At 36.0% G+C, this 12,217-nt stretch carries 13 protein-coding genes; 10 read left to right on the forward strand and 3 right to left on the reverse strand.

The annotated features are described in order from the left end of the window. Positions 1–88 precede the first annotated feature (88 nt). The 6 genes from DDE80_RS04690 (at position 89) to DDE80_RS04715 (ending at position 4,550) form a co-directional block, all read left to right on the forward strand. Entirely contained in the window at positions 89–958 is an 870-nt protein-coding gene (locus DDE80_RS04690; protein ID WP_000228166.1) for a nucleotidyltransferase domain-containing protein, read from the forward strand. Next, complete coding sequence (locus tag DDE80_RS04695) at positions 939–1,673, forward strand: class I SAM-dependent methyltransferase (RefSeq protein WP_000662263.1); 735 nt, start codon at positions 939–941, stop codon at positions 1,671–1,673. Before DDE80_RS04690 ends, DDE80_RS04695 begins: the two co-directional genes overlap by 20 nt. Before the next feature lie 32 nt (positions 1,674–1,705). Beyond that, positions 1,706–2,569, forward strand: coding sequence for an aminoglycoside nucleotidyltransferase ANT(6)-Ia (locus DDE80_RS04700; protein WP_002294505.1), 864 nt, complete (start codon positions 1,706–1,708; stop codon positions 2,567–2,569). Between the two features lie 43 nt (positions 2,570–2,612). Next, positions 2,613–3,140, forward strand: coding sequence for a phosphoribosyltransferase family protein (locus tag DDE80_RS04705; protein ID WP_002294507.1), 528 nt, complete (start codon positions 2,613–2,615; stop codon positions 3,138–3,140). 131 nt (positions 3,141–3,271) lie between these two features. Further along, the gene (gene ant(9) / locus DDE80_RS04710) at positions 3,272–4,081 is read left to right on the forward strand and encodes an aminoglycoside nucleotidyltransferase ANT(9) (protein ID WP_108306526.1); all 810 of its coding nucleotides are present in this window, start codon (positions 3,272–3,274) and stop codon (positions 4,079–4,081) included. Positions 4,082–4,298: 217 nt separating this feature from the next. Beyond that, complete coding sequence (locus tag DDE80_RS04715) at positions 4,299–4,550, forward strand: hypothetical protein (protein ID WP_002294510.1); 252 nt, start codon at positions 4,299–4,301, stop codon at positions 4,548–4,550. Between the two features lie 50 nt (positions 4,551–4,600). Here the strand turns inward: DDE80_RS04715 and DDE80_RS04720 are convergent, their stop codons facing one another. Continuing rightward, positions 4,601–5,059 (reverse strand): hypothetical protein, encoded by a 459-nt coding sequence (locus DDE80_RS04720; protein ID WP_002325145.1) that lies wholly within the window; start codon positions 5,057–5,059, stop codon positions 4,601–4,603. A gap of 61 nt (positions 5,060–5,120) precedes the next feature. On the opposite strand from DDE80_RS04720, the gene DDE80_RS04725 reads away from it, so the two are divergent. The 3 genes from DDE80_RS04725 (at position 5,121) to lnu(B) (ending at position 8,489) form a co-directional block, all read left to right on the forward strand. Beyond that, positions 5,121–5,705 (forward strand): recombinase zinc beta ribbon domain-containing protein, encoded by a 585-nt coding sequence (locus tag DDE80_RS04725; RefSeq protein ID WP_002294511.1) that lies wholly within the window; start codon positions 5,121–5,123, stop codon positions 5,703–5,705. A 442-nt stretch (positions 5,706–6,147) separates the two neighbouring features. Next, positions 6,148–7,632 (forward strand): ABC-F type ribosomal protection protein Lsa(E), encoded by a 1,485-nt coding sequence (lsa(E), locus tag DDE80_RS04730; protein ID WP_002294513.1) that lies wholly within the window; start codon positions 6,148–6,150, stop codon positions 7,630–7,632. Positions 7,633–7,685: 53 nt separating this feature from the next. Beyond that, positions 7,686–8,489, forward strand: a complete 804-nt coding sequence (gene lnu(B) / locus DDE80_RS04735) for a lincosamide nucleotidyltransferase Lnu(B) (RefSeq protein WP_002294514.1) — start codon at positions 7,686–7,688, stop codon at positions 8,487–8,489. A 264-nt stretch (positions 8,490–8,753) separates the two neighbouring features. Here the strand turns inward: lnu(B) and DDE80_RS04740 are convergent, their stop codons facing one another. Next, entirely contained in the window at positions 8,754–9,365 is a 612-nt protein-coding gene (locus tag DDE80_RS04740) for a hypothetical protein (RefSeq protein WP_108306527.1), read from the reverse strand. A gap of 94 nt (positions 9,366–9,459) precedes the next feature. Here DDE80_RS04740 and DDE80_RS04745 point away from each other — a divergent pair, with 94 nt between their 5' ends. Beyond that, the gene (locus DDE80_RS04745) at positions 9,460–10,080 is read left to right on the forward strand and encodes a hypothetical protein (RefSeq protein WP_108306528.1); all 621 of its coding nucleotides are present in this window, start codon (positions 9,460–9,462) and stop codon (positions 10,078–10,080) included. A gap of 358 nt (positions 10,081–10,438) precedes the next feature. Here the strand turns inward: DDE80_RS04745 and DDE80_RS04750 are convergent, their stop codons facing one another. Further along, positions 10,439–12,121 (reverse strand): methyl-accepting chemotaxis protein, encoded by a 1,683-nt coding sequence (locus DDE80_RS04750; RefSeq protein WP_108306529.1) that lies wholly within the window; start codon positions 12,119–12,121, stop codon positions 10,439–10,441. Positions 12,122–12,217: the final 96 nt, after the last annotated feature.

The following is a 12,217-nucleotide window of genomic DNA, read 5'->3' on the forward strand; positions in this document are numbered from 1 at the left end:
ATTAAAAAAATTATAAATATGTTGAGTAGAAGCAAAAGATTTGGCTTGGAATTTTTACAGCAGTGAATCGATAAAAGGAGCATGCTTGATGGTAGATAATATTATTAAATCAGTAGCAGAGAAATTATCCTCTCTGTCTTATATAGAAGGTATTGTTTTAGGTGGTTCACGTGCAAGGGGCACCCATACAGAGGATTCGGATATAGATATCGGCATCTATTACAATTCAGAATCATTTGACATAAATACTATTAATCAATTCGCTACAAAGCTGGATGATGAGCATAGAAATAACCTTGTTGTACCTCCCGGAGCATGGGGTGATTGGATTAATGGCGGCGGATGGTTAGTCATAAACGGGTATCATGTGGATTTAATTTTACGTGATATTAAACGTGTGGAACAAATAATGAAAGATACAGAGCACGGAATTGTTACTGCCAATTATCAGACTGGGCATCCCCATGGTTATATTAGTGCAATGTATCGAGGAGAATTAGCGATTAGCAAAATACTATATGCTAAGAATGAAAGCTTATGCGAATTAAAAAAACAGGCAGAAACTTATCCCAATGCTTTGCAGAAAAGTTTAGTTAACTTTTTTATGTTTGAAGCAGGGTTCTCTTTAATGTTTGTAAAAGCAAATTCGGGAACAGACGATAAATATTATATTGCGGGTCATGTTTTTCGTATAGTTTCATGTTTAAATCAAGTGTTATTTGCATGTAATAATGCTTATTGTATCAACGAAAAGAAAGCTATAAAACTGCTTGAAACTTTTGAACATAAACCTGAAAAATATACCGAGAAGGTAAATCATATTTTTGAAGTACTCGGTATCTCACTTTTTGAATGCTACGACATGACCGAGAAGCTTTATAATGAAGTGAATGAAATTGTATCGGAGATAAATAACTTTTTAAACGAGGAGAGTTCAGATGAAAGAAAACAAATATGATGATAATATATTTTTTCAAAAATACAGTCAAATGAGTCGCTCGCAGAAAGGACTGGCTGGTGCGGGAGAATGGGAGACTTTGAAAAAGATGCTACCTGATTTTAAGGGTAAGCGTGTGCTTGATTTAGGATGCGGCTATGGATGGCACTGTATATATGCGATGGAAAACGGTGCTTCCTCTGTAGTAGGTGTTGATATTTCTCATAAAATGCTCGAAGTAGCAAAAGGAAAAACCCATTTTCCACAGATTGAATATGAATGCTGTGCCATAGAAGATGTGGATTTCCCAGAGGAGAGCTTTGATGTAATACTAAGTTCGCTTGCGTTTCATTATGTAGCAGACTATGAGAATTTAATAAAAAAGATATATAGGATGCTGAAGGCTGGTGGCAATTTAGTTTTTACAGTTGAACATCCTGTTTTTACTGCTCATGGAACACAAGACTGGTATTATAACGAAAAAGGAGAAATACTGCATTTCCCGGTGGACAATTATTATTATGAGGGCAAACGGACAGCTATGTTTTTGGAAGAAAAGGTTACAAAATATCATAGAACACTGACCACATATCTAAATACACTGCTTTCAAATAGTTTTATAATAAATCAGATTGTGGAGCCACAGCCGCCAGAGAACATGATGGATATTCCGGGGATGGCGGATGAAATGCGACGCCCAATGATGCTGATTGTATCGGCAAAAAAGAAGATGTAATAATATAGAAAAAATAAACGAGGAGTATGTAAATGAGATCAGAAAAAGAAATGATGGATTTAGTACTTTCTTTAGCAGAACAGGATGAACGTATTCGAATTGTGACCCTTGAGGGGTCACGCGCAAATATTAATATACCTAAAGATGAATTTCAGGATTATGATATTACATATTTTGTAAGTGATATAGAACCATTTATATCTAATGATGACTGGCTTAATCAATTTGGGAATATAATAATGATGCAAAAGCCGGAGGATATGGAATTATTCCCACCTGAAGAAAAGGGATTTTCCTATCTTATGCTATTTGATGATTACAATAAAATTGATCTTACCTTATTGCCCTTGGAAGAGTTAGATAATTACCTAAAGGGCGATAAATTAATAAAGGTTCTAATTGATAAAGATTGTAGAATTAAAAGGGACATAGTTCCGACTGATATAGATTATCATGTAAGAAAGCCAAGCGCAAGGGAGTATGATGATTGCTGCAATGAATTTTGGAATGTAACACCTTATGTTATTAAAGGATTGTGCCGCAAAGAGATACTGTTTGCAATCGATCATCTGAACCAGATTCTACGGTTTGAACTACTTAGGATGATGTCGTGGAAGGTTGGGATAAAGACAGAATTTTCATTAAGTGTTGGGAAAAATTATAAGTATATTAACAAATACATTGATGAAGATCTATGGAATAGATTATTATCTACATATCGCATGGATTCCTATGAAAATATTTGGAAGTCATTATTTATATGCCACCAATTGTTCAGGGAAGTGTCCAAAGAGGTAGCAGAACTACTGGGGTTTGATTATCCAGAGTATGGTAAGAACATAACAAGATATACCGAGGACATGTATAAAAAATATGTTGAAAATGACTATTTTTAAAGATTAGCAAAGATTATTAACCATAAGCAAGGGGTGTAAATGTATGGAAAGTACTGATGTTATAAATGAAATTAGAGGTATATTACCTCGTAACTCAATTGGAAAATATGATTTACTAACTATTTTTACACATAAAACCGTTTTTGATAAAATTGTAAAAGTACTATCATTGGATTTTCAAAATAAAGTAGATTATGTGGCTGCCCCAGAAGCAATTGGATGGATACTAGGCACTGCCATAGCCAAAGAACTTGGAGTGGGGTTTATTGGAGTAAGAAAAGGTGATAAGCTGCCATACGCAAAAGAAGAGATTATTTCGACACATTTTACCGACTATTCAGGTCAAGATAAAAGCTTTGAAATATCTAAGAGTTCTATTGTGAGGAACAAAAGAGTTTTGATTGTAGATGATTGGATAGAGACAGGTTCTCAAATGAAGGCTTTAATAGCTTTGTTAGAGAAATTGGATTGCAGCATTATTGGGTTGGCTACTATTGGGATTGATATAAATGAGGTTACTCAAAAATGGATAGACAGCAGTTTTGTAGCTTATATTGGCTCAAACATATAATAAACCGAAAGAAAATCTTGAATCAAAATTTTGGATGGCGTTAATTTACAATACAACGAAAGATGTTTACTCTTTTTTTATAAATTTTAAGAGGCGTTAAAAAACAGTTTTCAGACGAAAGGAGATCGAAGTTGAGTATAGATTTAAGTAACAAAAAAATTCCGAAAGAAGCAATTCAAGCATTAAAAACTATAGCGGAACTACTTGATAATATGTTAATTGGGGTGTATTTGTATGGTTCGGCAGTAATGGGTGGTTTACGTATGAATAGCGATGTAGATATTTTGGTAATAACAAATCAAAGTTTATCTGAAAAAACTCGAAGGAATCTTACAAATAGGTTAATGCTTATATCTAGGAAAATAGGAAACATAAAAGATATGAGGCCTCTTGAAGTTACGGTCATAAATCAAAAGGATATTGTCCCTTGGCATTTCCCCCCCAAATATGAATTTATGTATGGCGAGTGGCTAAGAGAGCAGTTTGAAAAGGGAGAAATTCCTGAGTCGACTTATGATCCGGATTTAGCAATACTTTTAGCACAACTAAGAAAAAATAGTATTAACCTTTTGGGACCAAAGGCAACAGAAGTAATTGAGCCTGTGCCAATGACAGATATTCGAAAAGCAATTAAAGAATCGTTGCCCGGGTTGATAGCTAGCATTAACGGTGACGAACGCAATGTGATTTTAACTTTAGCCAGAATGTGGCTGACAGCATCTACTGGTGAAATTCGCTCAAAAGATCTGGCAGCTGAATGGGCGATACCTCAATTACCCGATGAGCATGCTACTTTACTCAACAAAGCGAGAGAGGCTTATTTAGGAGAGTGTGTTGACAAGTGGGAAGGAATGGAATCTGAGGTGGCTGAACTCGTTAATCATATGAAAAAGTCTATAGAGTCTTCCCTTAATATCCAATTACCTTTTCGAATAGTTTAAATATAACAAAGACTAGTTGTTAATGTGCATTATTGATTGCTTCGATATGTTCCCCCATATATCAGTTTCTTAAAAAATAATCAAAATACCGTTGATACGTTCCCGCGAACGAAAGGGTTAAAAATCAGCTTAAGACATCAATGCCATCAACTCGAGCCACGTTGAGACGTGTGTTTTATTGTCCCACAAAAGTGCAGACGATTTTATCAGTGTAAAAATGGAGTACGCAGACGACCGAAAAATCCAGCCAGATCGTATCACCTACAGGCTTATTCAGGAGTATATCGAAGAAAAGTACGGCTTCAAAGTTCACACTGCAAACATTGCAGAGGTCAAAAGAAACTTAGGCCTGCCGATGTACGACGCACCAAACGCAGTTGAAGAACTAAAACGCCCATATAAACCAGCACCAGAATATAAAGTAGAAGCTATTAAAGACGCATTAAGGCACTTCAAGGTCATAGATTAAAGTAAAGTACCCTTTCAGCAGATCATTACTGTTGAGAGGGTCTTACTTTTTCAGAAGCCGGCCAATGTAAGGATAGCCCTACAAGATTGCGGGTCTTTCTCTTCGAGCCATGTTTCCAGATTGCTTATAGCGATATCCTTTTGAATATGGATGCTCTCTTCAAATCGATATTCGATTGCACATGTAAGGATATCAACAGGTTCATCAAGAACCTTACCGCCAAGAACTGGGTATTCGTCAATTACAATCCAGTCAGGTGGGAGACCATCAAAGAGAGCCTGCGGATACAATTCCCTAAAGTGAATCTCAATTTCCATAGCTTCGATCTCACCTTGTTCTTTATCTGGGTAACAAGTGGCATAAGATACATCGAAGCCTCTAGTGAGCAGCATCTGAACGACATTGATGAGTTCAATATCAACAGGAATGGTCTTATCGGCGCATTTACAACAAGGCTTCGACCAAATTTCACTGTATAGCTCTAAACATCGTGGACACATCGTCATCATACAATCACTTCCTTCACCAGTTTATAGAAAGTAGTTCTTTTAAGATTAAGTGCCTGCATAGTTGCAGTTGCAGTTTGCTCGCCAGTGCGGTGATATTTACCGCCGGGTACACTGGAATAACCGAGGTTACAAGTCTATTGTTTGGAGATGCGTCAGCCGTTTGGAGGAAAAAGGATCTGAATGTACTGCCCCTACCATAAACGAGGAAACATTGCAGACAGCAGTGGTCAAGGCTATTAACGAACTTTTGGCTAACAAAGAACCCTTCCTCCAGGCGTTGCAGAAAAACATAGCTACTATACTTAATGAAGAAAATGATAATGCCACCAATGATATTGATAGCAAATTGGAAGAATTACAACAACAGCTTCTTATCCAAGCAAAATCCAAGAATGACTATGAAGATGTGGCTGATGAAATCTACCACCTTCGAGAATTGAAGCAAAATGCACTTGTTGAAAATGCAGAGCGTGAAGGAAAAAGGCAACGAATCGCTGAAATGACTGATTTCTTTAATGAACAATCCTGTGAGTTAGAGGAATATGATGAGCAGTTAGTAAGGAGGCTTATAGAAAAAGTTACGGTATTTCATGATAAGTTCGCCGTTGAATTCAAATCAGGAGTCGAGATTGATGTAGAAGGGTAATCTTTAGAAAGAGAACAGAAGAATTATATTGGATTTTTAAAGATAATATGATATAATAAAACGACTTGGAGGTGGAAGAATGTATAACTTTTCTTGCTAATTATATGATGCATAATAAGATATTTAAAGAAACGGCTATAGAACCGTTTGTTTTGTTATGCAAATTGCAAGAAAGTTAAGTATTCTACACTCAATAATACATTACAGTAACCTTATGTTATGTATAACAAAAGGTAATAATAGTATTTGTTTTTGAGCCGTAAGAATTTACTTTCTTGCGGCTTTTAATATTTGTAAAAGAAAGGAAGATAAACGTGATAGACAATGATACTATGTCATTCATGACAAAATCCTTGCAGAGTTGGATAACATTATAGAGTAATTAATGCCGAAAACCGACTTTGCTTATAAAATTTTTATAATGTAAAGGAGGAAGAAATATATGTCCTTAATAAATGTTTCAAATCTAACTTTTTCATATGAAGGAAGTTATGACAATATTTTTGAAAATGTAAGTTTTCAGATAGATACAGATTGGAAACTCGGTTTTATTGGAAGAAACGGACGCGGTAAAACTACTTTCTTAAATTTACTGCTTGGCAAATATGCGTATTCCGGCAATATAAGTTCTACAGTTAAGTTTGAGTATTTTCCTTATGATGTGGAAGATAAGAGTCTATATACAATTGAAGTAATGAAGAGTATTTGTACGGAATGTATGGATTGGGAGATTTTTCGTGAAATATCATTGCTTGATGTTCAAGAAGATGCTTTATATCGTCCGTTTAATACATTGTCAAATGGTGAGCAAACGAAGGTCCTTCTTGCAGCTTTATTCCTTACAGCGAGTTGTTTCCTGCTTATTGATGAACCTACAAACCATCTTGACATCGATGCACGTAATGTAGTGCAAAACTATTTGAAACGCAAGAAGGGGTTTATTTTGGTATCTCATGATAGAAGCTTACTTGATCAATGTGTTGACCATATACTATCTATCAATAAAACGAATATCGAAATCCAAAAGGGAAATTTTACTTCTTGGTGGGAGAACAAAACGTTACAAGATAATTTTGAACTGGCAGAAAACAAGAAACTCCTTAAAGAAATAGGAAGGTTGTCTTATGCAGCAAAACGTAGTTCAAACTGGTCAAATAAAGTAGAAAAAAGTAAATATGGAACAACAAATTCTGGTTCAAAACTGGATAAGGGTTATGTTGGACATAAGGCTGCAAAAGCGATGAAACGTGCCAAAAATATTGAGTCAAGACATCAGGAAGCCGTTTTACAAAAATCAGAACTGCTCCACAACATTGAACAATATGATGACTTAAAAATTTCACCACTTGAATTTCACAAAGAGTGCTTAATAGAAGCGAATGATTTATCATTGTCTTATGGAGATAAAGAAGTATGCAGTAATCTTAATTTCAGAGTCAATATTGGTGATAGAGTTGCCATTATCGGAAAAAATGGGAGTGGTAAGTCTAGTATCCTAAAATTGATTAATGGAGATGATATTAAATTTACCGGAAATTTTATGCTAGCAAGTGGACTAAAAATTTCTTATATTTCGCAAGATACTTCATATTTAAAAGGTAATCTATCTGAATTTGCCTATAATAATAAGATCGATGAAACTCTATTTAAAACGATTCTTCGTAAACTGGATTTTAATAGAGAGCAGTTTGATAAGAACATGGTGGATTTTAGTGCTGGTCAGAAAAAGAAAGTACTAATTGCTAAAAGCCTTTGTGAAAGTGCACATTTGTATATATGGGATGAGCCATTGAACTATATTGATATTTTTTCACGTATCCAAATTGAAAAAATGATTTTGGAATATTGTCCTACACTATTGTTTGTGGAGCATGATGATGCTTTTTGCAATAACATTTGTACGAAAAATATTAATTTAGGTTTGTAGAGATTTTGAGTTGCCACAATAACTAAAAGATATTTACATGAAAGGGTGAAGAAATGTTAAAACAAAAAGAATTAATTGCAAACGTTAAGAATCTTACTGAGTCAGATGAACGAATTACAGCTTGTATGATGTATGGATCGTTTACCAAAGGAGAAGGTGACCAATACTCTGATATAGAGTTCTATATATTTTTGAAAGATAGTATAACCTCGAACTTTGATTCATCCAACTGGTTGTTTGACGTAGCTCCGTACTTGATGCTTTATAAAAATGAGTACGGAACAGAGGTAGTTATTTTTGATAATCTTATACGTGGGGAATTTCATTTCCTTTCTGAAAAAGATATGAACATAATCCCCTCGTTTAAAGATTCAGGTTATATTCCTGATACGAAGGCTATGCTTATTTACGATGAAACAGGGCAATTAGAAAATTATTTATCAGAGATAAGTGGTGCAAGACCAAATAGACTTACTGAAGAAAATGCTAATTTTTTGTTGTGTAATTTCTCTAATCTATGGTTGATGGGAATCAACGTTCTAAAAAGAGGAGAATATGCTCGTTCATTAGAACTCTTATCACAACTTCAAAAAAATACACTACAACTTATACGTATGGCAGAAAAAAATGCTGATAATTGGCTAAACATGAGTAAAAACCTTGAAAAAGAAATTAGCCTTGAAAATTATAAAAAATTTGCAAAGACCACTGCTCGATTAGATAAGGTAGAATTATTTGAAGCCTATAAAAATTCTTTGCTATTAGTTATGGATTTGCAAAGTCACCTTATTGAACAATACAACTTAAAAGTTACACATGACATTTTAGAAAGATTGTTGAATTACATTAGTGAATAGGAGAGTAACGTTATTCACAGTATTGGGTACTGAAAATTAACAGCATACCTCAGTTTTTCAAAAAACAGCGAAGCCTATGGATATGTTCCCGTCTACCGATAGTGCAAAAAGTGTCGTGGATATGTTTCCGAGAACGGACATACACAAATGACATTCATTCTGTCCTCTCAATCCACTGCGAGGCAGTTGCTTGGCTGACGTTAGCAAATTAAAATTGTAAGTAAATACAGCCACGATGCTTAAGCATCGTGGCTGTTGTTTTATTTAATGGTACTCAAAGCTATGAAGTTTGAAGCGCCCATTTATATTTTTATACGTTAAGCTGAGTGGGTATCGCTCACCAAAATAACTTTCTACACCGCTAAGTGTAATAAATGCGTCAGTATCTTGTGTAATTTCAAACTCATTAATATACGGGAAGAAGTTACTGTCACAGTTAATACAGAACTGCGGGTCCTCGTAAAAAGCTCTCACTTGTTGTGTCATTTCTGGTGTAGCCAATTCCAAAATGCTGTGCTCAAATTGTGAGAAAGGTAAGAAGTTGTATCCATCCTCTTCTTGAAGGACATTCACATAAAGCACTTGCATAATTTCTTGTGAGATTGGGATTAAGTACATACTCATTTCTTGACGTGATAGACCACTTGTTACAGGTGGCGGTGGCGGCTCTTCCTCAACGACAGGTTCGGTTTGTACGGCTACAGGTTGTGCTTTAGGTTCTTCTTTTTCAACAGGTTTTTCAATAGGCTTTTCAGTAGGTGCTACTGTTGTTTGTTCGCGGATGGGCTCTATGTTTTCAACAGGAGCTTCAGCTTCAGGTTTGACATTGCAAGCTGTAAGTACTAACACAGCTAATACAATTGCTAATTGTTTCATGATATAACCTCCTTTACTGTTAGTATATACCAAAATTATGGGCGTTGTTTGCAAATGTCGGCATTTGGGAAAAGTAGCGTGAGAGGTGAATGGGATGAAAAAAGTTTATGCATGTATAGGGGTGGCAACTTTGCTGTTATTGAGTGCCTGTAATGAAGCTGCTGAAGTAGAGGAAGAACCAGTGGCTGAAGCTAAAGCGTCGCCGCAGGAAGATATACATGATCAGCGTGAGCATATTAAAAGTCAATTGCAACAAGATATACTTTTGCCAAATCCAGCAGTTACTAAAGGTAATTATTTAGCAACAACGGTAAGTGACAATGGGCATGTTGCGCAAATTACGTATTATGAAAGTGATACGCCCTATATAGTAAATGATGATGCAATTCCTGCAGAGGGAAAATTACTTGCGCGCTTGGAGGTTACTTCATTTGCGAGTGAGGCAGAGGTTACTGAGTTAGTCGGTTATGAAGATTATACGCAAGCAGGTGGTCAGCCTGTACAGTTAAATAAAACGATTACTGCTTATCAAGATGCAGGTGCGGGTTCTGTATTTACGAGCTGGAATGAAGGGAACTGGGCAATGTCAGTACGTGCCCTAACAGCCAACCCAGAAAAAGGCGCGGCACTAGCGAAAGAAATTGTAGATTATTTAGATACTCATTTATTACAGATTTCCCGAACGAGAAAGCCCTTGCCTTTAGGCTTGGGATGAAAGTGAGGTCAGATAAGGAACACCTACTAGGGTGTTCTAATTATCTGAATTTTTCTATGTCTTTTTATTGTAGTTAGAGTGATTAACCGATATAATCTGTAGTATGAAAAACGGTTTTGGCATGAGCCGATGCGAACGCTAATGATGGCAATGGTCGTCTTGTTCGTTAAAGTCTAAAGGAAATAAGATAGTGTCTTTGTGTTGTACCCAACCAGTAACATCGGTTGATGGGAGAGCAAAGAAGAAATCTTTTGTACTTTAGAACCCCACTTATTTATGAGTGGGAGTGTCAGTTGCAGTAGCTACAAGTGCTACCCAATAAAAATAGAGACCGCCCACGATGGCGGTCTCTATTTGGTTATAGCTTAAAGTAATTGACTTGGTGATTTAATTCTTCGGCGCGTGTAGCAAGGTGATCTGTGCCACGAGCTACTTCGTCGAGTGTACTCGCTGTTTCTTGTACTGTAGCACTCGTCTCTTCTACGCCAGCTGCGGCTTGCTGCGAGATAGCAGCGATATCATCAATAGCTCGGTTAATTTGTGAAGTTGTATTTGAGATACCTTCAAGATTAGTAGTAATAGTTTGTATGTTGGTTGACATCCCATTCACTTCTTCAGAAATTTGTCTGAACGTAGCATCGGTTTCTGTAATTTGTGCTGTACCTTTTTTCACTTCAGCGTAGCCAGCTTGTAGTGATTTTGTAACATCTGCTGTTTCATCTTGAATGCGTGTGACAATAGAAGAAATATCTGTCACAGATAGTGAGACTTGCTCAGCTAATTTACGCACTTCGTCTGCGACTACAGCAAAGCCTTTACCTTGTTCGCCAGCACGAGCTGCTTCAATGGCTGCATTTAAAGCGAGTAGGTTTGTTTGATCAGCAATAGAGTCAATAACTAAAACAAGTTCAGAAATTTCTTTAGATTGTTCGTTTAAGCCCTCTACTTTTTGCACAGCAATTTGTACAATATCATCAATGTCATTCATTTGCTGTGTAGAGTCATTCATATAGCGTTGTCCAGTTAAAGTTAAATCACGAACACTTTGCGAATGTGCCATTAACTGTTCGCCTTCTTGTGTAGCGATACCAACAGTTGATGAGAAATTATCCATGATTTGTGCTAAATCTGTGGCACTGCTCGCTTGTTGTTCGGCACCTTCTGCTAGTTCTTGCATCGTACGCGCTACTTGTTCAGCACCAGAGCGAACTTCGTTTGAAGACTGCGCAATCTCTTCACTATTAGCAGCGACGGTTTCCGCTACATCACTAATTACTGTTAAAGTACTACGCAGTTGATTATTCATCGTGTTTGTCGCATCTACAAGTGTACGTAGCTCATCTTGATTGTTAATAGTGAGTGGTTCTTGACGCAAATCACCATTAGCTAAATTTTGCATATATGTTACGACCATACGAATTGGTTTAGTGATGATATTTGCAGTGACAATACCAACAATAATTGCAGCAATAATTACAATCAATCCAACTGTTAAGCCAATAATTTTTGCACTTTTTGCTTGATTCATCATTTTTATACTACGGTTTATAATATTCTGACTACTTATAGTTGCCAAATTTTGATAAGATTCGCTCACTTCCGCTCCAAGGGTTACCGTTTTTTCGGCATTAGCCATCGCTTTTTCAGGGTCTTTATCATAAACTGCAAACACCCCTTTTTGTACTTGCTCACGCCATGTACGTGCTCTGTCTGCTAATTTATTAAGTGCATCCGCATCCTCTTTGCTTGTTAGTTCGTTTAAAATAACTACTTGTTGCTCTGCTACTTCAATATACTGATTAAAAGTTTCGATATGTATAGGGTCACCGGTTAATAAATAATTAGCTACAGCTGCTGTACGTATATTAATCGAGGTAGCTAATTCTTTATTAGCCATAAGAAGAAGTAAATCTTTTTCTGCAATAGTTTTGCTTTCAGATGCCATAGTTGTATTTGTGTTAAAACTATAAATACTATAAGCTGCGACAAATACAACGATAATGGCAAAAGCGCTTAATAATTTCATTTTAATTGATTTCAATGAATAAACCTCCTATATTTCTTAGTTATTGTCATTAACAATTTTACCAATAGTATACTATCATAACAAGTTCGTTATAAAAATGTAGTGATTCCT

The organism is Metalysinibacillus jejuensis (genome assembly GCF_003057615.1).
GTDB lineage: Bacteria > Bacillota > Bacilli > Bacillales_A > Planococcaceae > Metalysinibacillus > Metalysinibacillus jejuensis.

Coding starts and splice junctions, on each gene's coding strand:
- DDE80_RS04690 (WP_000228166.1), top strand. CDS start 89: ATGGTAGATAATATTATTAAATCAGTAGCAGAGAAATTATCCTCTCTG.
- DDE80_RS04715 (WP_002294510.1), top strand. CDS start 4,299: ATGGAGTACGCAGACGACCGAAAAATCCAGCCAGATCGTATCACCTAC.
- DDE80_RS04720 (WP_002325145.1), bottom strand. CDS start 5,059: ATGATGACGATGTGTCCACGATGTTTAGAGCTATACAGTGAAATTTGG.
- DDE80_RS04745 (WP_108306528.1), top strand. CDS start 9,460: ATGAAAAAAGTTTATGCATGTATAGGGGTGGCAACTTTGCTGTTATTG.
- DDE80_RS04695 (WP_000662263.1), top strand. CDS start 939: ATGAAAGAAAACAAATATGATGATAATATATTTTTTCAAAAATACAGT.
- DDE80_RS04700 (WP_002294505.1), top strand. CDS start 1,706: ATGAGATCAGAAAAAGAAATGATGGATTTAGTACTTTCTTTAGCAGAA.
- DDE80_RS04705 (WP_002294507.1), top strand. CDS start 2,613: ATGGAAAGTACTGATGTTATAAATGAAATTAGAGGTATATTACCTCGT.
- DDE80_RS04740 (WP_108306527.1), bottom strand. CDS start 9,365: ATGAAACAATTAGCAATTGTATTAGCTGTGTTAGTACTTACAGCTTGC.